This is a genomic window from Rhizobium sp. SG570, assembly GCF_012275345.1.
Taxonomy (GTDB): Bacteria; Pseudomonadota; Alphaproteobacteria; order Rhizobiales; family Rhizobiaceae; genus Rhizobium; species Rhizobium lusitanum.
Genome location: NZ_JAAZQI010000014.1, coordinates 93,552 through 117,138, shown reverse-complemented (window position 1 = coordinate 117,138; position 23,587 = coordinate 93,552). Strand labels below are relative to the sequence as shown.

The following is a 23,587-nucleotide window of genomic DNA, read 5'->3' as shown; positions in this document are numbered from 1 at the left end:
ATGTCACACGGCGTCGGGCCCCTGAATGATCACACCCGCAATAATACGTCAGTATTACTTCATTTATTGAAGCTCTGACTTATGGTGCGGATCGGTAAAGCGCGTGCTGCTTCCTTCCAAAATAGAAGGCGATTCTCATGACATCGATCAAGGTCAATGGCCAGGCGGTGGACGTTGATGCCCCGGACGACATGCCGCTTCTCTGGGTCATCCGAGACCTTTTGGGAATGACGGGCACGAAATATGGTTGTGGCATCGCGCAGTGCGGAGCTTGCACTGTCCATATCGACGGACGCGCTGTTCGCTCCTGCGTGATGCCGGTATCAGCCGTGGGCGACCGCAATATCACGACCATTGAGGCTGTCGGAAAGACCGATGCTGGACGCCGCATACAGTCCGCGTGGCTTCAGGAAGAGGTCGCGCAATGCGGCTACTGTCAATCGGGGCAGATAATGTCCGCAGCAGCTCTCCTCGCACATGTGCCCAATCCCACCGATTCTGAAATCGATGCCGCGATGTCTGGCAACATCTGTCGATGCGCGACCTACGAGCGAATTAGACGCGCAATAAAAGAGGCCGTGACCCTATGAGCAAGGCCGCATCCGACATCTCACGCCGTTCCCTGTTGAAAGGCGCACTGGTCTTGGGATTTGCTCTCCCGGTCGCTTCGAAACTCAAGGCGGCCAACCTCGCACCAGGCGCGGCGCCACTCTCCCCCACCGGCAAAGTCCTGATGCCGAGCGGCTTCATCAGCATTGGCCCTGAAGGGGTTGTCTTCATCATCCCGAACGTAGAAATGGGTCAAGGTATTTACACCGCTGAAGCCATGCTCATTGCCGAGGAACTCGACATCGGGCTCGACCAGATCAAGGTTGTCCCGGCGCCTCCCAATCCCGAACTCTACACTACGCCCCTCCTTCACTTTCAAGGTACAGGCGGCTCCACCTCAATCAGAAGCTGGTGGGAACCTCTGCGCTCAGCTGGTGCCACCGCCCGAATGATGTTGGTCACGGCTGCAGCCAATCGCTGGCAGGTCGATGCGGGTAGCTGTGTCGCGGCCGGTGGACGAGTTTCGCATCGCGCAACTGGCCGCTCCCTCGCATATATTGAGATCGCTGCTGAAGCGGCGGCTTTGCCACCCCCGACTGGGGTTATCCTGAAAGATCCGGCTGACTTCAAACTGGTAGGAAAGTCATCGAAGCGCGTCGACATGCCGGGCAAAGTCGATGGTTCGGCCATATTTGGATTGGATGTTCGCGTACCCGGGATGAAGGTTGCCAGCGTGATTGCTTCGCCGGTGTTCGGTGGTCGCCTCAAGTCGGTCGATGACTCTGATGCATTGAAGATCCCGGGATTCATCAAAGTCATTAAAATCGATAACGCGATTGCGGCAGTCGCAGACAACACATGGGCAGCCCACCGTTCTGCTGCGGCGCTCAAGATCCAATGGGACGACGGGGACAACATCAACGTCTCAACAGCATCGATACGAGAAGAACTGGTCACTGCGTCCAAGGATGGAACGCCCATTGTGGCATTGAATCAGGAAGGCGCGATCGAAGGCTTGTCGAAGGGCACGAAGCGCGTCGATGCCACGTATGAACTTCCGTTTCTGGCGCACGCCACGATGGAACCTATCAACACGATTGTCCACGTCCAACCGGACGGTTGCGACATCTGGTGCGGGACACAGGTCCCGGCGACGGCAGTGATGCTTGCTGCGCAGATCACCGGCTTGCCTCAGGAAAACGTTCGGATGCACAATCAGCTGATTGGCGGCGGTTTTGGCCGTCGCCTGGAAGCGGATTCCATCGCGCAAGCTACAGCATTTGCCAAGCAGGTCGACTATCCGCTGCAGGTCGTCTGGACCCGTGAAGAAGACATCCGACAAGACTATTTCAGGCCCGCATATCACGACCAAGTATCGGCGGCACTTGGGGCTGGCGGCCTGCCAATCGCTATGTGGCACAGAACGACGGGCGGCTCCGTCCTGGCGCGGTTTGCGCCTGCGGCGATGGGGCCCGACGGATTGGACAGCGATGTCGTCGAGGGTTCGGTTGAGATCCCATACGACATTCCGAAGCGGCGGGTGGACTGGGTACGTCATGATCCCCCGAAGGGTCTGCCGTTCTCATGGTGGCGCGGTGTAGGGCCTGCCCACAATGTGTTTGTTATCGAGACGTTTATCGACGAGCTTGCCCACAAGGCGGGCCAAGATCCCATCGAGTATCGGGCGAAGATGCTCACCCACAACCCTCGTGCCCTTGCTGTCCTTAACCTCGCTGCCACGGAGTCGGATTGGGCAACACCCCTCCCCGCTAGACATGGACGGGGCGTCAGCCTTCACCAAGCGTTTGGCAGCTTCTGTGCTCTTGTCGTTGAAGTGGCGGTCTGGCCTGAAGGTACGATCAAGTTGATTAAGGCAACGGCCGCCATCGACTGCGGCTTCACGGTGAACCCAGACACGATGGTAGCGCAGATTGAAGGTGGCACGTTGTTCGGCCTATCTGCAGCGTTATTCAGCGGGATCGAGTTCGAAGGCGGCAAAACCGTCCAAAGCAATTTCCATGACTATCGCATATTGCGAATAGACGAAGCGCCGCGGATGGCGGTTCATCACATCCAAAGTGCCGAAAACCCAGGCGGCATCGGCGAGGTAGGCACGGCGTCAGCTTTCCCAGCCCTTGGAAATGCCTTGTTTGCGGCAACGGGTGTCCGTCTAAGGTCGACACCGTTCGACCATACGAAGCTTGTGTCTCAATCATCGGACAAGCCAGTTCTTGGCAGCCTTGCCCCGACAGCAGGCATCTCGCTTGCCTTGGGAGCCTTCGCGAAGATGACGGGCATCGCCAGCTCGGGAGGCACGGAATGAGCAACCTCACTTTGGCGGCCTTTGCCATGGTCGCGGGTCTCTGTCTCAGCGGCCCTGCCGTCGCCCAGACGACTACAAACGCAGATATCATCAAGCGCGGGGAATACCTAACTCACGCCGCCGATTGTGAAGCCTGCCACACCGTCGAGGGGGGCAAGCCGTACATTGGCGGCCGTCCGTTCACCCTTCCCTTTGGCGTCATATTTTCCCCGAACATCACACCCGATGTCAAAACCGGCATTGGCGGATGGTCTGACGACGAATTCGTAAGGGCCCTTCACCAGGGAATCGGCAAGGACGGCGAACATCTCTATCCGGCGTTTCCGTACGCCTCATATACCGGCTTGAGCCGGGACGATGCGCTGGCGATCAAAGCGTATCTTTTCAGCCTTCCACCTATTGAACAGGAAACCAAGGAAAACACCCTGGCCTTCCCGTTCAACCAACGCTGGGGAATGGCATTCTGGAATCTTGTAAACCTGGCCGACAAGAGGTTTTCGCCAGATCCCAAGCAAAGCGACGATTGGAACCGGGGCAACTATCTGGCAAATGCGCTGGGTCATTGCGGCGAATGCCATACGCCGCGCACCCTCTCATTCGGCTTAAATAGCAGTCGTTCCTTCGCGGGTGCCGAGATCGAGGGTTGGCGAGCCTACAACCTAACCTCCGATAAGGACCGTGGGTTGGGCAGCTGGAGTGATGCACAGCTCGAATCTTATCTGTCGACGGGCCATGCCGATGGACGTGGGGCAGCCGCTGGGCCGATGGAGGAAGTTGTCAGGCTGAGTTTAAGCCACCTAACTCAGCCTGACATCCATGCTCTTGCAGTCTATCTTCGGTCCCTGCCGCCTCAGTCGTCCGAGCATGACCCTGTCGTGAATACCAATCCACCCGCACTGCAAGACATTGCGTATGTTCCGGGCGGTACTAACACGCTTGGACGGGCCGTGTTCGAGGGCTCGTGCGCCAGCTGCCATGGCTGGGACGGCAGGGGTATGCAGACGCCGCATGCTGATCTCAAAGGAAGCGGAGCCGTCAACGACCTTCAGGCCATGAACCTGATACAGGTGGTCCTGAACGGCGCGTCTGCGAATACAGCCACCGGCTCGATGCGGATGCCTGCGTTCGGGAAGTCCCTGAGCGATGCTGAGATCGCCGCTCTCGCAAACTACGCAGTGGATCGCTTTGGCGGTCAGCAGGCTGCGGTCACGTCAGACGATGTGCGTAAAGCTAGGCTCGGCGCCGACGCACTCGACCTCAAACCGTATATCAACGCGGCGATAGTGGCGGCGATAATAGCCTTCTTGGTTTTTGGGTCATTCTTAGTCATATGGGTCGGCCGTTCGAGGGGGCGTGTCCCGGGTCAGGAAACTCAATGAAACAGTTAGCAAAGCGAATTCGCCAAATTCATTCCCGGGTACGCGTGAAAAACGATCGGCAGGATGTCCGTTGACGTCAAATGCAGACGGGACGTTGCAACAGACCAAGCACATATTCGGTCGTTCCTTCGGGCAACATCGTCCGCCCCGCTCCTTTGTATGAAGCTCATTCTCTTTTTTAGGACGGCCGCTTCCATATGTTCTTCATCTTCCCGAACAGTATCTGAGATCGCTCTTCCATCTGAACTTCTGTCCAGTCGGTTTGCTCTGCAATCCATCTGTTCATCATGAAATTGCTCGATTGCAGCATCGGCCTCTTTTTAATGAACGAGTAGTTTGAGAGTTCGCTGTTGTATCCCGAGAGCGTGAGGTTACTGAGCAGGTCCTTCCAACGCTCGTGGACGCCTGACGCTCCCTCACCAAGAACTTGGACCCAGTCCTCGTTCAGGGTTTGCGGCATGACATGCTCAATAGAAGCCACCCCGAAGTCGATCGTCTCCTTATGGCCGTAGGAGGTTTCGATCGACTCAAGCAGCAGTTTGCAGCGATCCACCGGGTTCGAATAAGCTCGGTAGCGAAGCAGTTCCCGTTCAAGCTCGTCATCCTTGGGCCAGCGACGCCCTGACGTGCCAGCTGCGAGGTTGGCGATAAGTTGGGCACTAGGGCTTTCTTCCGGCAAGTCCTTGACCAAGGCTAGGAATACACGCTTCAGCTGGTTGGTCGGTGCGCCACAGACAGCACGCCTAATGACGAAGGATTCGATTGCATCCAAGGCCGACTGCACTTCACTAGAGGAAATCTTGCCGACACTGTGCCATTCAAGCATCTTCAGTATCAGTGGATTTGCTGTCGCAACTTCCCAACGACGGAGCCGGTTTAACCGAGAAGCAACCTCGGCGTCGGCAAACTCGGCAAGGCCGACGATGTAGCTGTAGAGCTGTGACAGCCGCTGCATCCGGTGAAGATATTCGGAAATATTGCCGTCATTCACGTCGATGACCTGTGTCTTTAGCACAGTGTAGATCGAGGATTTTCCCACCCACTCGCCATCCATCATTAAGAAGACGCGCATGAACTCGGTCAGATGATCCCCCTGAAGGCGCGTCTGCATAGGCAGCCATGCCGCCTCGTACACCTTTTGTTGGTTTTCACTATGCAAGCGTAAGAGGAGATAGTTTCTAATCAGGTCGGCTTGGGTAAGCGGCGCACCCTTAGCGTTCAGGCTCTCGAAGATCAGATACGGATCGTCTGAATTGCTAAGGTGGATTGCGACCACCGTCAGTCGCCGTTTGCACAGTCTCGATCAGTCTCTCAACTTGAATGGCGTTCCCGTCAGAATCCGTCCCTTGTATTTTTTTGCGGAAGAACTCGAAAGCGTCCGCGAACCGAGTTTCCAGCACCGGCTCTAAGGCGATAAGTTGTTGAAAGGCCAGCCGATCTGGTTGGGTCGGCAAAAGCTTGTAGTAATCGAGACCCTCGTCGTCCTCATTGATAAGAAGCTTTGAGAGCTTTCGATATTTTGGCGTGGTAGGATCCAGAAGCGAACGAACTGCACAAATTAATATCGAGACGGTTGTCATGCGTTGTTGGCCGTCAATGACAAGGTACTTCGAAACCCCCACAGGGTTCGATTTTGCTGGCGCGGTGACGATCGCTCCGGTGAAATGCGGCGCAATCGTCTCGCTTTCCTGGCGCTCATATTGCTCAAGGAGATCTTCCCAGAGTTCACGCCAATGTTTTTCCTCCCATTCATAAGGCCTCTGAAACAACGGGACCATCATCTGCTTCGTGCCGTCAAAAAACTCAACAATCTGGCAAGGTCTAGCTTCCACGACAGTCCCCCAAGAGAATCAACTTCAGATGGAGTTGTTGCACATCGGAGGGTTGTTGCAAGGGCAATTGGGCCGTCCCGCGTGAAGCAACCAAGTTTTACCCGACCATCCAGTCAAACCCGGACCGGTGGCACGCTATAGCTGTCCTTTTGAATGACAGGCCAGGCGCGAAGCCTCGATGGCAGACCGCGCGACGAAGATACCAAGCGGACTAGATTGTCCGCCCACCAAAACTAAACCGCCCACGGTTCGAGAACCATCTTGCCTGTCGTCTTGCGGCCTTCGAGAAGCTTGTGCGCTTCAACTGCCTTCGACAATGGCAGAACGGTCCCGACGGGCAGTTTCAGTTTTCCTTCTCTCGCGAGCCTAACCAGCTCCGCAATTTCGGCTTTCACTAGATCCGGCTTCCTGCGGAAGTACCCGCCGATGTAGAAGCCGGTGATGGACTGATTTTCGATAACCAGCGCTTGGGGGTCGACCTGAACCGCCTCGCCACTCGCCATCCCATAGACCACCATCCTTCCGAACGGTGCCAGCGCATCCAGGGCTTGGAACACGGTCTGCCCACCAGCTACTTCCAGAATGATGTCAGCTCCGAGACCTCCGGTCATCTCCTTGACCACCTGTGCCCAATTCGGATCGGTGTAGTCGACGGCGACATCGGCGCCCAGATCTAGAGCGAACTGCCGCTTTTCCTCGCTGCTGGCCGCAGCGATGATCTTCCCGGCCCCGTATTCCTTCGCCAATTGGACGGCGAACGAACCGACGCCGCCAGCTGCCGCTTCGATAAGGACCGTCTCACCCTTCACGAACCGGCCGTTTTCCTTGATCGCAAAGACCGCTGTCAGGCCCTGAATGACAAGCGTTGTAGCCTCGGCCGGAGAAATCCCAGCTGGGAGTGGGACTATGCTCTCAGCGGGAGCGACAATGTACTGTGCATACCCTCCCTCTCGGCAGGTAACGTACACCGAAGTGCCTACGGAAATCCCCGTAACTCCTTCACCCAAGGCTTCGACGATTCCGGCGATTTCACCACCCAAGGTGAATGGAACCGGCGAAGGCATTGGATAAGGATCTCCACGTCGCCTCAGGACATCCGCGAAATTCACGCCGACTGCCTCAACCTTGATTAAAACCTGTCCCGGACCGGGCTTTGGATCGGGAACGTCTTCATAGACCAAGACTTCAGGGCCACCTGTTTTGTGGAAGCGAACCGTCTTCATCAAACTCTCCGTTTCATAGCTTATACCTGATGATTATCAGGTTTGGTGCCGCGTGCCAGCACGATTGATTTGCCGATCCGAAGGAAGGGCAGCTTTAATTGGTTAGAATTTTTCCGCCCATGGCCGCAGATCGATCTCATGCGACCAGGCATCACGCGGCTGTTTCATCACGTCGATGTAAGTTTGGGCAATCGCGTCGGGTGTCAGCAACCCATCCTTTTCATCGCTCACACCCGACTTCCTCACGCCGCCGTCAATGATGAAATGAGCGACATGGATCCCGTTCGGCCCAAGCTCACGCGCGGCACTTTGAGCGAGCCCTCTCAATGCGAACTTCCCCATGGCGAATGCGGCTGATTGCGGAAAACCCTTTATGGATGCGGAGGCTCCAGTGAGGAGGATCACCCCGTGCCCCTTCGGAACCATTCTCCTCGCAGCATGGTGAACGGCGAGGAATCCGCCAAACGCGGTGATATCCAGAGCCCGATGCACATCAGCAGGTTTCAGATCCACCAAGGGGCCATGCGCCCTGGCACTGGCGTTGTAAACTACGATATCTGGCGCTCCGACTGCCTCGTCGACCTCGCCGAACAATTGCTCGACAGAGAACGGGTCTGCGGCATCGACGACAGGAAACGCCCGTGCTCCGGTTTCCTTTGCGAGAGCACTTAACTTCTCGACATTTCGGGCTGCCATGGCCACGTTGATGCCCGCGGCAGCCAGAGACCGCGTTAGCGAAGCGCTGATGCCGGGGCCTGCTCCGATGATTAGTGCGGTTTTATAGTTGAGCATATCGTTTCGTTCCATTCGAGTTTGCTACGTCCGGCGATGAGAGGAACAGCCGTTGCCGCCGCAAGCAAGAACGCAAAGGCAAAGTTGGGTGGAAATACAGGGTGAGCATCTAAGTGCCTTCTCTTGTCGATCTTAGGTTGTGTCGGACGTCCGCTCAGAGACGACAATGTCGAACCGATCCGGGTGTCGTGTTGCGGCAGTCCAAACAATCGAGGTTGCGGCATCGCGGTGACTAGGAATGCGTAAACGTCGCTCTGTGCGGACTGCCGCGACCGGCGCGAGTGTCCGCACAGAGCGACCGTCTTTTTATAGCTTCATTTTTTAAAGCTTCAAGTCCGAAGACGAATTGCATCGCTCTGGCTGGGACCCCCGGTCAGGACTTCGCTCGTGTTCAATCTGCTCAAATATCGCCAGAAAGCTGACCGATAACTTCTTCCAGGATTTCTTTTGAAAAAGCGTCGTCATCGACCGCCCGTGCGAGCACCATGGCACCGACGAGAGACGCAGTCATTCGGATCGCCTTCTTTCGCGGATCGCTGCTTCGGGGCCAGCGGAAATGATTGGCAACCTTATTGATAAACGCACCAATGTAACGCGTCACAGCGGGCCGCGCCGTCTCGTCTCTTGTGAGTTCCGAGACGAGTGACGACATGAGGCAGTAGGATCCCGGGTTATCTCTCGCTTCAACGCTTAGGTATCGCGAGGCGAATGCCCCACGACCCTCCTTCGTAGGCTCGTTGCTCATGATCCGATTGAGGGCAGCAACGTTCACGTAGTCGACGCATTCAGAAACCAAATGTTGCTTGGACTGGAAGTGGTTATAAAATGACCCATGAGTGAGTTCAGCAGCCTTCATCAGGTCGTTCACCGATACTTCGCTGACTCCACGTTCGCGGAAAAGCCGGGCAGCTTGGTCTAGTATCCGCTCGTGCTTCTCGGCAGTCTCAGATGCAGGATAACGCATCCCTCTCCCCTACTGAATATACTCAACTTTTCGGCGCTCTCGCTCCGCGGCAGCGCCCATCATTTCAAGCTTCATTCAATAGCGGAAAACCAAAAGGGGGTCGAGCATTTCGGAGTGTTTTTCTGAACGTCAAGCTGGTGGGAGCTGTCTTCAAACGCGCCGCCAGCGGCCATTAAGGCTTCGGGCGTATCGACATTGAACCGCACCGGGTTTGCCGGAGGCTCCACTTTCTCAGAAGTTGATGGAGCCTCCGGCAAACCCGGTGCGGTTCACCCCCACACGAAAGTCCCACCCACCACGCGGTTTCATCTGCCACGCCAAAATTCACCACCCGGGGTCGGCCGTCGACGATGACCTCCTGCGCTTCGAAAACGACCGCCGCCTCGACGCAACCTCCAGACACCGACCCTTCAAAATTGCCACTTTCATCAACAACGAGATGGCTGCCGACTGGCCTTAGTGCGGATCCCCACGTCGCAATTACCGTTGCTAGCGCGACTTGGCGGCCCTGTCGTTTCCACTCCTCGGCGACACGTAACGGGTCATGCCCAAACTGTATGCCTTGCATCGTGATTACACTTTTGCCTCATTCAAACACGGGAAATTCGCCCACTATACCTGATTGCCATCAGCAATGGCATAACATTAAGTGGTTACTTCAATTTCTGAAGTTTTCGTTGCGCGAACTTGTGTGAAGTCGCTATATGCGGTCCAGCAGGACGTTGGCGATCTGCCTCCTTGAGCGTACGAAGCTGATCTCAGTAGGACTTCGGCATGAACGATTTCAACGCCTCCCAGATAGTCTTAGCGTCTCGCCCCAGCGGCAGGCCCATGGCGGGCAACTTCCGGCTTGAGGCTTACGAAGAAATTGGAGCGCTGTCGCTTACGGTGAGGTCCGCTATCAGGAGGACTTCATTGATGGACTCGAAAATGCCCCGACGGGACTAATTGGTCTCCTCGAAGGGAAGAACTTCGGCAAGCTGATCGTTCGCGTGAGCGCTCGTTAAATCTTCAGGAGCCACAGATGTCCAATAACACTCTGCTGAATACGACTGGTCCAAGACACGAGCAGACGTTCCCGGTGTTCAATCCCCTGGAACTCGAAATCCTGAGAGGGTTCGGAAAGCTTGTGCAATTCCGGGATCGCGAGCCCATTTTGACGGCCGGTCAGAAAAGCCGAGGTCTCTTTGTCATCCTGGACGGGCACGCTACCGTCCAAGTGAAAAATATATTCGGCCAGGTCACTCCGATCGCCGAATATGGCCCTGGCGGATTTATCGGGGAGACGGGAAATTTGTCTGGCCGCACCGCGCTGGTGGACGGTCACGCTGAGGGTGAAACACAGGCACTGTTGATCGAGCCGGATCGTCTCCGGTCCCTACTCATCGCCAACGCTGAAATCGGCGAGCGGATCATGAGAGCGCTAATTCTTCGACGCGTCAATCTCATCGAAGGGGCGACTGTTGGTCCGACCATAATTGGTCCGGAAGATCATCACGACGTTGTTCGATTACAAGGCTTCTTTCGGCGAAACGGACACCCTTTCGTTTCCATCGATCCGTCATCAGATGAAGACGCCGCGGAACTTCTGAAACGCTCGCAAACGAAGCCCACCGCCTTGCCACTCGTCATTCTCGCGGATGGCACGATCCTGGAGAACCCGACCTCCGAGCAAATCGCTTCAATTTTGGGCATGATGTCGGAACCCAGTCGAAATCACTACGATGTTGCGGTCGTCGGTGCCGGGCCGTCGGGCCTTTCAACGGCGGTCTACGCTGCCTCCGAGGGTCTAACCGTTGCCGTTTGCGACGCAAGGTCATTCGGCGGGCAGGCGGGAGCGAGCGCCCGCATCGAAAACTATTTTGGATTTCCAACTGGCATCTCTGGATTCGCGCTGACGGCCCGCGCCTACAGTCAGGCTCAAAAATTTGGCGCGGAAATGATGATCCCCACCGAAGTGAAATCCCTGGATTGCACGCGGCCGCAGGGATATTTCGTGCTCAAGACTGCGGACGGTCATGACGTCCGTGCCAGATCTATCGTGCTTGCCAGCGGCGCATATTACCGTCGTCCCGATATCGCTGGTCTCAAAGACCTAGAGGGCCGCGGCGTCTGGTACTGGGCTTCCCCGATCGAAGCAAATCTTTGCAAAGATCAGGACATCTACCTTGTCGGCGGAGGTAACTCCGCAGGCCAGGCTGTCGTCTACCTGGCATCTCACGCTCGATCTGTCCAAATGCTTGTGCGCGGTGAAAGTCTTGCTGCAAGTATGTCGAGCTATCTCATTGATCGGATTCAATCGGCTCCGAACGTTACCATGCACTACAACACTGAAATCGACCGGTTGGAGAGTGACGGCTCTGGGCTGGCTGGCCTCTCCCTTGTCGACAGGACGACTGGCAAGAAAAGCCATGCCAATACCAGGAACCTGTTTCTCTTCATCGGTGCGGATCCGGCAACCGGCTGGCTCGCTGGTTGCGGCGTGTCGCTTGACCAGGCAGGTTTTGTCACCACCGGTGCATCTGAAATATCGCCCGCTTCCCAAGAGCTTGAGACGTCAGTGCACGGCGTATTTGCGATCGGCGACGTGAGGTCCGGATCCACGAAGAGAGTCGGCGCGGCAATTGGGGAAGGTGCACAGGTTGTCGCCGCTTTGCATCGTTTCCTATCCCTTCAACCGGCATCGGTGGCCTGAGAATGGCTGTTAGAGGACTTGAGAGCACTGAATCCAACGTCATTTCCATGCCGGAGGCCAGGAAAGACATTCGGAAAAAGAGCGATTGGGGAGTACCTGAACCAACGGCTACGCCCGATCTGGTTGAAGCCCCCCCGGGCTCGCCGCCATTCGTGCCGATGGCACCGTGGAGATCGGTGCTCTATTTCCTGTCTTCAGTAATGTTGTTCTTGACGCAAGGCTTGGGTATGAACCTCGCTCTTGCGAACCTGAATCAGATACAGGGCTCCATCGCTGCGACGACGACCGAGGCCGCATGGTTGTCAGCCGCCTACATGGCGCCGAACGTTAGCCTTGGCATCCTCCTGGTTAAAGTTCGCATGCAATATGGCGTCCGCGCCCTCGCCAAAGTCGCGGTGATTTGCTTCATCGGAGCATCGGCACTCAATCTTTTCATCTCTGATCTCCAGTCGGCGATTGTCGTCCGCTTCCTCAGCGGCATCGCGGCCGCACCACTCGCCACGCTTGGTTTTCTCTACATGTTGGAGATTTTCCCGCCGCAGAAGCGGGGCACCGTCGGCCTCTGTCTGGTGACGATGAATTCTATGCTTGGGGCACCACTCACACGCCTTGTCTCGCCAACCCTCATTGACTTCGGGGGTTGGCGTGGCCTGTACACACTTGAGATGTCCTTGGCACTTCTCGTGCTTCCGATCATCTTTCTCCTGCCCTTGACGGCGCCACCACGCGTCAAGGTCATCGTCCGTACGGACGTCGTCAGCTACCTGTTCATCGCGATTGGTTACGGCTGTGTGGCGGTCGCACTTTCGGTGGGGCGGCCCTATTGGTGGTTCGAGGCTCCATGGCTGGGAGTTATGCTTGTTGTCGCTGTTGCTTCCTTGTTCATTGCCGCCATGATCGAGCTGGGCCGAGAGCATCCATTGGTCGATTTTCGGTGGCTTCTTTCTTGGCGCAACATCCATATTTTCGGCATTTTGCTAATCTTCCGTCTGCTGACGGGAGAACAGTCTGCCATCGTGATGCTGTGGTACCAGAACATCGGACTGCTCTTCGATCAGCTACAGATGCTTTACCTGATCATCCTGGTCTTCACCGTGGTCGGTGGGTTCGTGTGCGCGGCACTACTCAACCGGGGATACAGCCGAAGCATTCAGGTCGTAGCGCTCGTAATTCTTGCGACGGGCGCGTTTATCGACAGCCAGACCACGAGCCTTACACGCCCGGAGCAAATGTACCTAAGCCAAGCTCTTGTTGCGATGGGCTCGGCGATGTTTGTGCCTCCAACGCTGGCTGACTTCTTCAATTCCGCCTTTGCCAAGGGCCCTGCATATGTGGTGACCTTCTTCGTGGTCTTTATGTTCACGCAAGTTATCGGCGCATTGGTTGCGACGGCGTCATACGGAACATTCATCACGATACGGGAGAAGTTCCACTCCAGCATTCTGGCGGAACAAATCACGCTAACGAACCCTATCGTGGCGAACCGCTTGAGCACCCTGGCTGCACCCTACGCGAAGGTCGTGGGCGACCCGACGCTGATGAATAGCGAAGGACTGACCCTTCTTTCAGCGCAGGTCACCAGGGAAGCAAATACCCTCGCGTTCGGTGATGCCTTCTTCGTTGCGGGAGCGATAGCCGTGGTGGCGCTCGCACTGATGCTCATTCACATGACATATCAATCCCTACACTCGAAACTAGCAAGATCGTCTGCACCATCCGCCGCAGTCGCATGAAAGAATTCCGCCCATGTTCAAGCTCATTCGTTCTCCACTCGAAGTGATTGCGGTTCTCGTTGGGATCGGCGGCGTTTTGCTGTTGCTATACGCGTGGCATCTGCCGCCCTTCGATACGTCCGTCGAGACAACGGACAATGCATATGTGAAGGGATACGTAACAATCGTCAGCCCACAGGTCAGTGGTTACATAACCGATGTCCCAGTCAAGGACTACCAGAAGGTCGAAGAGGGTCAGTTGATCGCCAAGATCGATGACCGGATATATGTGCAACGCCTTGAGCAGGCGCAAGCGGCTCTCGATGGTCAGAAGGCGGCTCTGTTGAATTCGCAGCAGCAGGAGCTGTCGGCACGAGCCAGCATTGCTTCCAGCGATGCTCAGATAGACAGCGCGAAGGCCGCCGAAAAGCATGCTCAACTGTCTTGGGACCGGATCGAAAACCTCGTTACGAAGGGAATATCGACCACAAGCGACTCCGAAGCTGCGCAAGCTGGGCTCGACCAGGCAAAAGCCGCCGTCAACCAAGCCCAGGCGGCACTTGAGGTATCGAGACAAAACCTAGCGGCGATCATCGTCAACCGCGCTTCCTTGCAGGCTGCGGTCAGCGGTGCTGAGGCGGCTGTACACCTTGCCGATATCGATCTCCAGCACACCTCCATAACAGCAGCGAAAGCGGGTAGGCTCGGAGAGGTTGGCGTCAGGCTAGGTCAGTACGTGGCCGCCGGAACACAGCTCGTGGCGCTTGTCCCGCAGGACGTCTGGGTCATCGCCAACTTCAAGGAAACACAGCTCGAGGGAATGAAGATCGGCCAGCCGGTGATTTTCACCGTAGATTCTCTTGGGCATGCAGAAATGAAGGGGCGGATCGAAAATTTTTCTCCCGCCGCCGGTTCGGAGTTTGCAGTCGTAAAGCCTGACAACGCAACCGGGAACTTTACCAAGGTGGCGCAACGGGTGGGCGTCCGGGTTTCCGTCGACGGATCACAACCACTCTCTGCCCAGTTGGCTCCTGGGCTGTCGGTGGTTGTTTCCGTCGACACGGACTCGGTGTCGGGCGAATCTGTGGCATCAAAATGATGGTAACGAAAGCGGCGTCAGGCGTGGGCAGCTGCGTTCTTAATGCTTTTCGCCTCCTTGAAGGCGGCCAGCTTCCGCTGCCGCTCCTTCGAGAAGGCTTCACTCATGACCGTTTCGGTTTTCGCGAACCTTTCCAAGTCACTATCTCCAAATGTCATCAGATTATCGCGAACCGGCTTGCCTGTTTCCTTATAGACCAGCGTTGTCGCGGGCTCTTCATCCGGGCCGTACTCGCCCCACTTAAGTCCCCACGCTCTGACAGCCATCAAGACGCGATCGAGTTCCTGACCTTTCTGCGTGGCGTAATATTCGTGACGTTTCGAGCCATTGTCCGGCAACCGGCGCTCAATAACGCCATCGGCTTCCAGTTGCCTCAGCCGCAATGACAGCAGGTGCGAAGACATCCCTGTCTGCGCTTGAATGTCATCGAAACGACGAGAGCCCATGTTAAGTTCTCTCATTATGAGAAGCGTCCATCGTTCGCCTACGATAGACAGCCCTCGGGCGATAGGACACGTCGTGTCCGATACACCATCCCAGCTCATCTAATCTTCCTTTGTCATAAGAATGCACTTGAGCACCAAGACGGTCCCACCCGCTCGAAGCTCAACTTCCCTTGCATCCAACATTTCACCCACCGATAAAATGGGCGGATCCGTTGACAAGCGCAAGAGAAACTTCAAAAATTGAACCAAGGAATCGCTATTTTCCGCAGATTCCCGTTCCTTCTCAGCGAAATTTTGGGGAATATTATGAAGATCGACGACACAACAAGCGTCTTTTCGACCTCGACCGCCAAAGGCAAACGCCAGAGTGGCGATGGATCTGATTTCAGCGACCTTATCAATTCAGTTGGGGGATCGACATCGGCGGAAACCGTCCCCGAAGACATTGCCGCTTCTCAAGGCGATAAAAGCGGCCTTTCCATTTCTGGCGACGATAGCGACGCACGCCATGAGGACCTGGTGGATGAGCTTCATAAATGGGCAAATATGAATCCAGCGGAGATGATCCGCGCAAAATATCTGGCGGCGCACAACCTGTCCGAAGATTCCCTTGCACAGCTGTCGGCGGACGCCCGCCAACAAATCGAGGACGAGATCCGCAAGCAGGTTGAAGAGCAGGCGAAGCACCAAGGAAATAGTGCTAATGATGCTTTGTCGTCATTGTCGCTTTGAAGAAACTCACCGGCTTGCAGACGTAAGGTCTGCAAGCGCTATGATTTCAAGCGGTCAGCCGACTAACCGATCGTTATCAGGATCTTGCCGATCAGCTTGCCTGATTCCTGCGCTTCATGGGCCCCCGCGATCTCCTCAAGGGGGTACCGAGCGGCGATTGTCGGCTTGTAGACACCAGCCTCCAGACAAGCAGTCAACGCATCGACGCCTTCTTGTTTCGCTTCGCTTGGGACCGAATAGACAAAGACAAACCGTACCACGACTGCCTTCAGCATCGCTTTCAAAACAGGTAGAGCAACTGCTGATTTGGGATCACCGGCAGCGTAGCTCGATATCACCCCATTTGTCGCAATACAGGCCAGATTGGCTTGGATGTTTGCAGCCAAGTCAACCTCCACAATGCGGTCAACGCCGCTCCCGCCAGTGGCCAACTGGATGACAGCAGCGATGTCGTCCGTCCGACGATTGATAATGAGATCGGCGCCTGCCGCTCGAGCAACATCCGCTTGCTCGGGGCGGCTGATGGTCGTCGCAACCCATGCACCTGCCCACTTTGCCAGGAGGATGGCAGCATTGCCGACCGCGCCAGCCCCACCTTGTATTAGCACTCGCTTGCCGCGTATGTCGCCGTCGGCGAAAAGACAACGGTGAGCAGTGAGTGCGGGAATGCCCAGGCAGGCACCCGTTTCAAATGGAACGTTGTCCGGTAGCGGGACCGCCCGCTCGGCCGGTACAATGGTGAACTGGGCTGCGGTGCCGCTGGGGCGTCCAGCTTGCGCTTCGTATATCCATACCCGTTCCCCAACCCGAGATACGGGTACTCCCTCGCCAACGGCGTCGACTATCCCTGCCCCGTCCTGATGTGGAATGATGCGCGGAAACGCCATGGGGGCCCCGCCGTACCCGGCACGCGCCTTAAGATCGGTAGGATTTACGCTGGATACGCGAATGGACACCCGGACCTCGCCTGGGCCGGGTGTCGGATCAATCAGGGCGCCCACCTGCAGAACGTCCTTTGCATCCCCTTGATGCTCGTAAAACGCAGCTTTCATAGTCCCTCGCGGTCGCGTGTCGTCAGTGATGAGGGGGCGTGGAATAGGGCAGCAGCTCAGGCGGCCACAGGAATCTTTGCCAGCAATTCCTCGGTCGTCAGGATCGAATGTGCGTACGTGGGTCCATTGATGTTGAACGCAACATGCATTCCTTCGTGGCTGAAGGCGGCAGCGCCATCGCGGACAAGCGTCACATGATAGCCAAGCTCCATTCCGAAGCGTGCCGTCGACTCGATGCAGCTATTTGCAATCACGCCAACGAGGATGATTTTCTCAATACCGCGCTGTCTTAGCTGGAGATCGAGGTCAGTATTGGCGAAGCCGCTTTGTGCCCAGTGCTCCTGGACAACGACATCGCCTTTCTGCGGGCCGAATTCTTCGTTGAACTCGCCTCCCCATGTCCCAACTTCGAATGCCTTGAGAGGTACGCCCGCCTTCTGGAACGGTGTCATATGCTTCCAGTTATCGAACTCGTGCTCGTGGGACCGGTGATGAGGCAAGATTAATACCGAGATTCCGGCAGCCCGAACCTCTTTGATAATTCGGCGGAGGTTGTCGAAGAAGTTGACCGACTCCGCGGTGTCCTTGATAGCCTCGAACAGCTTGCCGCACTTGGTCATGAAGTCGTTGTAGGGATCTACGATCAGAAGAGCAGTGCGATCAGTTGGATAGATTCTCATGGCGCGTCTCACTGTCATGCGTTGATATCGAAGGATTGCGGATCTGTCGGAAAACTGGGGCTCAAGCTGCGGTCACAAAATTCGAGATGACCTCCCTCGTCGTCAAAATTTCGTGAGCGAACATCGGACCGTTCACCTCGTGCGCTGCGTGCATCTCCTCCATGGAAAAGGACGCAGTCGCGTCCTTAACAAGCGTGACGTGGTACCCCAGCTCCATCCCAAATCGACCGGTCGATTCCAGGCAGGTGTTGGCTCTCAGACCAACGAGGATTATCTTTTCGACACCATGCTGTCGGAGCTGCTCGTTGAGGTCCGTGTTTGCGAAACCGCTCTGAGACCAGTGTTCCTTGATTACGACATCGCCAGGGTGGGGACCGAAATCTGGGTGCCACTCCCCGCCCCAAGTTCCAGCCGCGAATGTCTTGAGGCGGTCTGAAACGACGTGTGTGGGGTTCTTGTGCTTCCAGTTACCATAGTCCCCCTCATGTGATCGATGGTGGGGAACGATGAAGACTTGAATTCCGACCGACCTGGCCGCCTTGGTTATTTCTCGTAGATTGTCAAAGAGGCCAACGGTTTGCGCGACGTCCTTGATTCGATCATAGAGCTTGCCCCCCTCACTCAGGAAGTCGTTGTACGGATCCATCACGAGAAGCGCAGTCTCATTACTTGGGTACAATAGGTCGGGCATCGGCATCTCCGCTTCCTGATGGACATAATAGCTTCAAAATATAAAGCTAATTGCCTCAAGTCAACGCAGCTTCAAAAAAGAAAGCTACTTGCCTACGATCGCGTGTGTTGATAAGCCCTCAGCTCGGGCTCGGATTTTTCGGCCACCGGCAGTCCCCGCTCCAGGCGAATTGGCCGCTCCTCCCGTCCCTCCGATTGGGTTGACCTTCGTCTCGGCAGCACGTTTTTAATCAATGAAGTGAGGTCCGATGAGCCGCGTCCTGGTTCTATTCGCACACCCTGGCCAGCGTCACTCCAGAGTAAATCTCGCGATGGCAAAAGCCGCGAGTTCTGTCGCTGACGTAACGTTTGCAGATTTGTACGCGGAGTATCCAACGTTCGGGATCGATATCGACATCGAGCAGAAGCGGCTATTGGCCCACGACACAGTGGTTTTCCAGTTTCCGCTGTACTGGTACTCGACACCCTCCCTTTTGAAGGAATGGCAGGATCTCGTATTGGAGTATGGTTTTTCCTACGGACCTGGCGGTGACAAACTTCAGGGCAAGAAATTCCTTGCTGTCGTCACCGCAGGCGGACGGCCTGCCGCCTATGACGCAGACGTCAATCGAATGCATGGACTTAGAACGCTGCTCAGCCCGCTACAGAGATCGGTAGAGGTCTGCGGCATGACATTTCTTCCGCCGTTTGTACTTTTCGGTGCGATCGACGCGAATAGCGATGGGCGAGCACCTCGCCACATACTCGCCTATCGGTCGCTTCTCGAAGCACTGCGAGATGATCGGCTCGATCCCGCGATACCTTCGCGCGAGAACTTTCTTGATTACAGCCACATTCCTATGGGGAAGGAGATGGAAGCATGAATGGTTTTCTCTTCCAGGCTTTCATCTACCTTTTGGCGGCGGTCGTTGCGGTTCTCATCGCCAAACGGCTAGGACTAGGATCCGTCCTTGGATATCTCATAGCCGGTGTCGTAATCGGTCCTTTGCTCCATCTCGTTGGTAATGAAACCGAGGACCTGCAGACATTCGCAGAATTCGGGGTCGTCATGATGTTGTTCCTCGTAGGTCTCGAGCTTCAGCCGCGGACCCTTTGGGACATGAGGACAAGGCTGCTTGGTCTGGGCGGCCTACAGGTCTTGGTTACGGGTGGCGTCCTTACCCTCTTGGGAATTGCCGTTGGTGTCCCCTGGGATGTGTCGATGGTGGCGGGTTTTGTTTTATCAATGTCGTCCACTGCAATCGTCCTACAGACACTAGGGGAGAAAGGCCTCCTCAAATCCGATGGTGGGCAATCGTGCTTCTCCGTCCTTCTCTTTCAGGACATATCCGTCATTCCGATATTGGCCGTGATCCCGCTTCTTGCTCGTCCAGAGCTGATTGCGTCGCAATCTGCGTCTCACTCCGGTGGCCACGCATCGCAGGCGGCGGACTGGATGTCTGGCATGCCTGGTTGGGAGGTCACGCTAATAACGGTGGCAGCAGTCGGATTTGTTGTGGTCGCAGGAAACTACCTTTCGCGTCCGTTCTTTCGGATAATCGCAGCTTCCAAGCTGCGGGAGGTATTCACGGCCGCCGGTCTACTGCTCGTTATCGCGATCGCGTTGTTGATGACGCTGGTAGGGCTCTCTCCGGCATTGGGCACCTTTCTCGCGGGCGTCGTGCTCGCAAACAGTGAATTCCGTCATGAACTCGAAAGCGATATCGAGCCGTTCAAAGGCCTTCTCCTTGGACTGTTTTTCATCACGGTCGGCGCAAGCGTAAACTTCACACTACTATGGGACCAACTCCCCTTGGTAGCCGCGTTGACAGCTGCGGTCATGGCGACGAAGGCCGCTGTGTTGTATGGACTCGGGCGAATGTTCAAGCTTCAAGGCGCTGACAGATGGCTGTTCGCGCTTGGAGTTGCCCAAGCGGGCGAGTTCGGGTTCGTGCTTCTATCATTCACCGTTCAAAGTGCGGTCCTTGCCGAGAGTATCGCTGCCATCCTTCTTCTTGTGATCGCCCTCTCAATGATGCTGACGCCGGTATTGTTCATACTCCTGGATAAGCTGATTATTCCTCGCTTCAACCGGGTCGAGGGCAAACAGTCGGATGAGATTCCAGAGCAGGCACACATCATAATCGCGGGTCTGGGTCGCTTTGGACAAGTCATCAACCGGATCTTGGTCGCCAATGGCCACAAGACCGTGGTGTTGGACTATCGGGCGGATATCGTCGATGGGTTGAGGAAGATGGGGATGCGGTCGTTTTTCGGCGATGCAAGCAGGCCGGATCTCCTGCACTCAGCGGGATTGCGGGAAGCAAAGGTACTTGTGGTCGCCATCGACGACATGCCTAGAGCGCTTGAGATAGTGAAGCATGCCCGCCGAGAGAACAGCAGCTTGCATATCGTAGCCCGAGCAAGAGATCGCGCGGACGTGTACAGGCTTTACCAGGCCGGAGCCACAGACATCGTTCGCGAGGTATTCGACAGCTCTGTACGAGCGGCGGGATACGCCTTGAGCGCTACGGGCATGCATCCCTACGACGTCGAGAAGAGTAAGAACGTCTTTGTCCAGCACGACCGGGCTGGTTTGCGGCAACTAGCCCCGCTGTGGCGCGAGGACATACCGGTCTTCGACAACCCGGAATATGTCGCGAAGGTGAAGGAAATTACCGGCGCGATTGAAGACGCAATGCTCGGCAATAGGGGCGCCTTCTTGGACGAACTCGACAGGGGCTGGACCCCGCCGACCGCACCAGCTGGGTCCTAACCAGACACACAAGACCGCAAACATCGACCCAAAACCGCCGTATTTAGCTTTTATTTTTGAAGCTAATTTTCAACCGCTACTTTAACGGGCGAGAACTCTTTGGTCCTAGCGCTGCAGTCTAGGCCAAACGTGGCATTTCCTCCAAGACAGCGTTGTGATCATTCATGATTTCGGACATTGCCCATACTCCAGCTGCTCAGTTCTGTCTCCTTCTGGTCGCGGATATCTTCCTAAGTGCGGCATTTCTCAGACAGCACCCATCGCTGAGACTTCTCGTCCACGTCGTCTTCTTCGTCTCGTTGACAGCTCTGCTTATCACCAACGACATCGAGCCGTATCAACCGGGCAGCAGCGTTTCCACCATGGCTCACAGCCTCTTCGTGGGAACCGCAAAGACTGTGTGGTGGGTTGGCGGGGCGATGGTTCTAGTGAGCTTGGTCCGCATGGTCAGGGCCTTCGAGAAACACTCTCGCGAAGGCAGGCTCTTGCAAGACGTTCTGGTGGGATCGATCTACCTTGGTGCTGGCCTTTCTGTGGTTGCCTATGTCTTCGGTGTTCCGGTAGGCACCGTGATAGCGACATCGGGTGTGTTCGCGGTCATTCTCGGTCTCGCCTTGCAGAGCACACTTAACGACGTCTTCTCGGGTATCGCTTTGAACCTGGGACGACCGTACAGCGTAGGGAACTGGATCGAGTTATCGGATGGAGCCAAGGGGCGGGTTGTCGAAACCAATTGGAGGTCGACTCATCTCTTAAGCGGGTCGAACGATCTCGTTATTATTCCAAATAGTGCCCTTGCGAAGGCGACGTTGACAAACTTGTCGACGCCCGATGAAAGCCACGGGATCGCTCTTTCACTCAGCGTGGCACCAGTGAGAACGCCCGCCGCGATCGAAGAGGTTATGCGCAACGTCCTCATGAGTAGCAATTCCATTCTTAAGTTCCCTCCCCCATCGGTCACGATCTCCAGCATCTCCAACAATGCGATAGTCGTGGAACTCTCCTGTCGTGTCGCCGACCGCACTACGGTCGCCCCTGCCACTAACGAACTTTACGATCTCGCTTTCCGGCACTGTCGAGCCGCCTCCCTTCCGCTTGCCGGGCAGGAACTGCCAGCCCTATCCGCAACAGTACCTGCCCAACACAGCGATCAGGCGCACGGCTCGCAACCTGGGTCGGCTTCTGGTTTGCTGAATACAATACCGCTGTTTGCCCCCTTAACGGATGCCGAGCGTGCGACACTGTCCGCCGCCATGGTCCGGAAGACCTATGCGAAGGGCACGATCATCGCGGAGCAGTGCTCTACTCTGAGTTCGCTCATGATCGTACGAACTGGCGTTCTCCTCGTCACCCGTCACGAGCAGGGTATCGAGACTGAACTGACTCGGTTGGCCCCCGGCGACTGCTTCGGTGAAGGCGGCGTCCTTACCGACGTCGAGGAGGTCGGAAAAATCACCGCCCTGACCTTTGCTGTGGTGTATGAGATCGCCCAGGAAACGCTCGCTGAACTTATGCGAGAGCGACCAATCTTGGCCGAGGAACTGGGTGTCATGTTGTCGCAACGGCTCGAGGCCGAGCACAAGCTGATCGGCGCCCTGAGAACGTCGTCAAATGACAATCACGCGCATAGGTTGGCCGAAAAAATCCGGCACCTGTTCCAGCTACGAAGGGCGGGCTAGCCGCGCTATAAGCAGGATCCAAGTGCCGAAAGAGTGGTTAGCGTTCTTGTCCGGGGGCGGCCGTCATAGCCGCCCCTGCTCGGTCCTTGTTACTTGCCGGACGCGTATCTGGAAGCCGACTTGCTGCTTTGCGATGCTACCAAAAGCTTAAGACGGGCAGCATCATACTCGGCGAAGAGCTGGTGATCCTCAACTGACGGAAGCGTAATCGTCTCCCCCTGATCCAGGCCAGTCAGCGCTGCATCGACCATGTGCTCAGCATCCATCACCGTATTGGGGTCCAGAGCGGAGATGGGTACACCGGAGAGCGGCCAGATGTCAGTAGCAGTCGCTGCTGGCAGAACGAGCTGGACCTTGACGTTGGTCTCAGCAACTTCGTCCTGAAGACCGCGCGTGAAGTTGTTCACGAAGCCCTTTGTACCGCTGTAGATGCTGCTGATTGGCAGGGTGTGGAAGCCGAGTACGGAGCCGATGTTGATGATGGTACCCTTGTCCCTGGACTTGAACGCGAGGAGGGCCGCAAGGCTGAGACGCACGAGAGCACCGATGTTCAGCCCAGTCATCGCGTCAATTTCGGTCTGCTTGACCGCCGTCAGCGATCCCAGCGTCGACGTTCCCGCGTTGTTGACGAGAAGCGAAATACTGTCATCGGCCGAGAACAGGTTAGCGACGGCGTCAAGATCCGCGCGAACCGCTAGGTCTGCCACGACCGTTTTGACCTCGACGCCGAAGTCGGCTCGGATGGAGGTTGCCACTTCTTCGAGGAGGTTAGCCCGGCGAGCGACAAGAATTAGATCGTACCCGCGCTTAGCAAGGCGCTGTGCATAGATCTTGCCAATACCAGCGGAAGCACCTGTGATGACGGCAGTGCCTTTGTTTTTGTTCGTAGTCATTGTTACTCCGTGTGGGTCGATAGCTTACGGCCCTGTTTGAATCTTCAAAACCGGCGATCGCCAGAAAATACCGCCAAGCATGACGATCATCA

General features: G+C 56.2%; 20 protein-coding genes and 1 pseudogene. 10 read left to right on the top strand and 11 right to left on the bottom strand.

Annotated elements, in window-relative coordinates; genetic code table 11:
- Positions 1 to 137 precede the first annotated feature (137 nt).
- The 3 genes from FHT28_RS25525 to FHT28_RS25515 are packed head-to-tail and all read left to right on the top strand — an operon-like array spanning position 138 to position 4,251.
- Positions 138 to 590, top strand: a complete 453-nt coding sequence (locus tag FHT28_RS25525) for a (2Fe-2S)-binding protein (RefSeq protein ID WP_168597680.1) — start codon at positions 138 to 140, stop codon at positions 588 to 590.
- Positions 587 to 2,872 (top strand): molybdopterin cofactor-binding domain-containing protein, encoded by a 2,286-nt coding sequence (locus tag FHT28_RS25520; RefSeq protein WP_168597679.1) that lies wholly within the window; start codon positions 587 to 589, stop codon positions 2,870 to 2,872. The genes FHT28_RS25525 and FHT28_RS25520 overlap by 4 nt, the downstream gene beginning before the upstream one ends.
- A complete protein-coding gene (locus tag FHT28_RS25515; protein ID WP_168597678.1) occupies positions 2,869 to 4,251 on the top strand; it encodes a cytochrome c in 1,383 nt (460 codons plus the stop codon). The genes FHT28_RS25520 and FHT28_RS25515 overlap by 4 nt, the downstream gene beginning before the upstream one ends.
- Positions 4,252 to 4,429: 178 nt before the next feature.
- Here FHT28_RS25515 and FHT28_RS36900 read toward each other — a convergent pair whose 3' ends face one another.
- The 6 genes and pseudogenes from FHT28_RS36900 to FHT28_RS25485 all read right to left on the bottom strand — a co-directional run.
- Positions 4,430 to 5,527, bottom strand: a complete 1,098-nt coding sequence (locus tag FHT28_RS36900) for an HNH endonuclease family protein (RefSeq protein ID WP_168597677.1) — start codon at positions 5,525 to 5,527, stop codon at positions 4,430 to 4,432.
- Positions 5,508 to 6,083 (bottom strand): DUF262 domain-containing protein, encoded by a 576-nt coding sequence (locus tag FHT28_RS25505; RefSeq protein ID WP_168597676.1) that lies wholly within the window; start codon positions 6,081 to 6,083, stop codon positions 5,508 to 5,510. Before FHT28_RS25505 ends, FHT28_RS36900 begins: the two co-directional genes overlap by 20 nt.
- Before the next feature lie 233 nt (positions 6,084 to 6,316).
- On the bottom strand, positions 6,317 to 7,306 hold the full coding sequence (locus FHT28_RS25500) for an NADPH:quinone oxidoreductase family protein (RefSeq protein ID WP_168597675.1): 990 nt from the start codon (positions 7,304 to 7,306) through the stop codon (positions 6,317 to 6,319).
- 102 nt (positions 7,307 to 7,408) lie between these two features.
- Complete coding sequence (locus tag FHT28_RS25495; protein ID WP_168597674.1) at positions 7,409 to 8,098, bottom strand: SDR family NAD(P)-dependent oxidoreductase; 690 nt, start codon at positions 8,096 to 8,098, stop codon at positions 7,409 to 7,411.
- Between the two features lie 400 nt (positions 8,099 to 8,498).
- Positions 8,499 to 9,062 (bottom strand): TetR/AcrR family transcriptional regulator, encoded by a 564-nt coding sequence (locus FHT28_RS25490; protein WP_113182890.1) that lies wholly within the window; start codon positions 9,060 to 9,062, stop codon positions 8,499 to 8,501.
- 271 nt (positions 9,063 to 9,333) lie between these two features.
- Positions 9,334 to 9,630 (bottom strand): annotated as a pseudogene (locus tag FHT28_RS25485) (XdhC family protein); the annotation flags it as partial.
- Between the two features lie 456 nt (positions 9,631 to 10,086).
- Here FHT28_RS25485 and FHT28_RS25480 point away from each other — a divergent pair.
- From FHT28_RS25480 to FHT28_RS25470, 3 genes are all read left to right on the top strand, one after another.
- A complete protein-coding gene (locus FHT28_RS25480) occupies positions 10,087 to 11,757 on the top strand; it encodes a cyclic nucleotide-binding domain-containing thioredoxin-disulfide reductase (protein ID WP_168597672.1) in 1,671 nt (556 codons plus the stop codon).
- Between the two features lie 158 nt (positions 11,758 to 11,915).
- On the top strand, positions 11,916 to 13,490 hold the full coding sequence (locus tag FHT28_RS25475) for an MFS transporter (RefSeq protein WP_168597737.1): 1,575 nt from the start codon (positions 11,916 to 11,918) through the stop codon (positions 13,488 to 13,490).
- Positions 13,491 to 13,503: 13 nt separating this feature from the next.
- Complete coding sequence (locus FHT28_RS25470) at positions 13,504 to 14,568, top strand: HlyD family secretion protein (protein ID WP_168597671.1); 1,065 nt, start codon at positions 13,504 to 13,506, stop codon at positions 14,566 to 14,568.
- A 17-nt stretch (positions 14,569 to 14,585) separates the two neighbouring features.
- Here FHT28_RS25470 and FHT28_RS25465 read toward each other — a convergent pair whose 3' ends face one another.
- A complete protein-coding gene (locus FHT28_RS25465) occupies positions 14,586 to 15,113 on the bottom strand; it encodes a helix-turn-helix domain-containing protein (RefSeq protein WP_281408465.1) in 528 nt (175 codons plus the stop codon).
- A 207-nt stretch (positions 15,114 to 15,320) separates the two neighbouring features.
- Between FHT28_RS25465 and FHT28_RS25460 the strand changes: the two genes are divergently transcribed.
- Positions 15,321 to 15,746 carry a hypothetical protein gene (locus FHT28_RS25460; protein ID WP_168597669.1) on the top strand — a complete coding sequence of 142 codons (426 nt, stop codon included), beginning with the start codon at positions 15,321 to 15,323 and terminating at the stop codon, positions 15,744 to 15,746.
- 62 nt (positions 15,747 to 15,808) lie between these two features.
- On the opposite strand, the gene FHT28_RS25455 is transcribed toward FHT28_RS25460, so the two are convergent.
- The 3 genes from FHT28_RS25455 to FHT28_RS25445 form a co-directional block, all read right to left on the bottom strand.
- Entirely contained in the window at positions 15,809 to 16,798 is a 990-nt protein-coding gene (locus FHT28_RS25455) for an NADPH:quinone reductase (protein WP_168597668.1), read from the bottom strand.
- A 56-nt stretch (positions 16,799 to 16,854) separates the two neighbouring features.
- On the bottom strand, positions 16,855 to 17,478 hold the full coding sequence (locus tag FHT28_RS25450; RefSeq protein WP_246704941.1) for a cysteine hydrolase: 624 nt from the start codon (positions 17,476 to 17,478) through the stop codon (positions 16,855 to 16,857).
- Between the two features lie 61 nt (positions 17,479 to 17,539).
- Positions 17,540 to 18,169, bottom strand: coding sequence for an isochorismatase family cysteine hydrolase (locus FHT28_RS25445; protein WP_168597666.1), 630 nt, complete (start codon positions 18,167 to 18,169; stop codon positions 17,540 to 17,542).
- Positions 18,170 to 18,416: 247 nt separating this feature from the next.
- Between FHT28_RS25445 and FHT28_RS25440 the strand changes: the two genes are divergently transcribed.
- From FHT28_RS25440 to FHT28_RS25430, 3 genes are all read left to right on the top strand, one after another.
- Positions 18,417 to 19,031, top strand: coding sequence for an NAD(P)H-dependent oxidoreductase (locus FHT28_RS25440; protein ID WP_168597665.1), 615 nt, complete (start codon positions 18,417 to 18,419; stop codon positions 19,029 to 19,031).
- Positions 19,028 to 20,923, top strand: a complete 1,896-nt coding sequence (locus FHT28_RS25435; RefSeq protein ID WP_168597664.1) for a monovalent cation:proton antiporter-2 (CPA2) family protein — start codon at positions 19,028 to 19,030, stop codon at positions 20,921 to 20,923. Before FHT28_RS25440 ends, FHT28_RS25435 begins: the two co-directional genes overlap by 4 nt.
- A 164-nt stretch (positions 20,924 to 21,087) precedes the next feature.
- The gene (locus FHT28_RS25430; RefSeq protein WP_168597663.1) at positions 21,088 to 22,602 is read left to right on the top strand and encodes a mechanosensitive ion channel family protein; all 1,515 of its coding nucleotides are present in this window, start codon (positions 21,088 to 21,090) and stop codon (positions 22,600 to 22,602) included.
- Between the two features lie 89 nt (positions 22,603 to 22,691).
- Here the strand turns inward: FHT28_RS25430 and FHT28_RS25425 are convergent, their stop codons facing one another.
- A complete protein-coding gene (locus FHT28_RS25425) occupies positions 22,692 to 23,495 on the bottom strand; it encodes an SDR family NAD(P)-dependent oxidoreductase (protein ID WP_168597662.1) in 804 nt (267 codons plus the stop codon).
- Positions 23,496 to 23,587 lie beyond the last annotated feature (92 nt).

Bases quoted from the DNA above. Each gene is read 5' to 3' on its own strand.
- FHT28_RS25525 (WP_168597680.1), top strand. From the start codon at position 138: ATGACATCGATCAAGGTCAATGGCCAGGCGGTGGACGTTGATGCCCCG.
- FHT28_RS25520 (WP_168597679.1), top strand. From the start codon at position 587: ATGAGCAAGGCCGCATCCGACATCTCACGCCGTTCCCTGTTGAAAGGC.
- FHT28_RS25515 (WP_168597678.1), top strand. From the start codon at position 2,869: ATGAGCAACCTCACTTTGGCGGCCTTTGCCATGGTCGCGGGTCTCTGT.
- FHT28_RS25500 (WP_168597675.1), bottom strand. From the start codon at position 7,306: ATGAAGACGGTTCGCTTCCACAAAACAGGTGGCCCTGAAGTCTTGGTC.
- FHT28_RS25495 (WP_168597674.1), bottom strand. From the start codon at position 8,098: ATGCTCAACTATAAAACCGCACTAATCATCGGAGCAGGCCCCGGCATC.
- FHT28_RS25490 (WP_113182890.1), bottom strand. From the start codon at position 9,062: ATGCGTTATCCTGCATCTGAGACTGCCGAGAAGCACGAGCGGATACTA.
- FHT28_RS25480 (WP_168597672.1), top strand. From the start codon at position 10,087: ATGTCCAATAACACTCTGCTGAATACGACTGGTCCAAGACACGAGCAG.
- FHT28_RS25475 (WP_168597737.1), top strand. From the start codon at position 11,916: ATGGCACCGTGGAGATCGGTGCTCTATTTCCTGTCTTCAGTAATGTTG.
- FHT28_RS25470 (WP_168597671.1), top strand. From the start codon at position 13,504: ATGTTCAAGCTCATTCGTTCTCCACTCGAAGTGATTGCGGTTCTCGTT.
- FHT28_RS25465 (WP_281408465.1), bottom strand. From the start codon at position 15,113: ATGAGCTGGGATGGTGTATCGGACACGACGTGTCCTATCGCCCGAGGG.
- FHT28_RS25460 (WP_168597669.1), top strand. From the start codon at position 15,321: ATGAAGATCGACGACACAACAAGCGTCTTTTCGACCTCGACCGCCAAA.
- FHT28_RS25455 (WP_168597668.1), bottom strand. From the start codon at position 16,798: ATGAAAGCTGCGTTTTACGAGCATCAAGGGGATGCAAAGGACGTTCTG.
- FHT28_RS25450 (WP_246704941.1), bottom strand. From the start codon at position 17,478: ATGAGAATCTATCCAACTGATCGCACTGCTCTTCTGATCGTAGATCCC.
- FHT28_RS25445 (WP_168597666.1), bottom strand. From the start codon at position 18,169: ATGCCCGACCTATTGTACCCAAGTAATGAGACTGCGCTTCTCGTGATG.
- FHT28_RS25440 (WP_168597665.1), top strand. From the start codon at position 18,417: ATGAGCCGCGTCCTGGTTCTATTCGCACACCCTGGCCAGCGTCACTCC.
- FHT28_RS25435 (WP_168597664.1), top strand. From the start codon at position 19,028: ATGAATGGTTTTCTCTTCCAGGCTTTCATCTACCTTTTGGCGGCGGTC.
- FHT28_RS25430 (WP_168597663.1), top strand. From the start codon at position 21,088: ATGATTTCGGACATTGCCCATACTCCAGCTGCTCAGTTCTGTCTCCTT.
- FHT28_RS25425 (WP_168597662.1), bottom strand. From the start codon at position 23,495: ATGACTACGAACAAAAACAAAGGCACTGCCGTCATCACAGGTGCTTCC.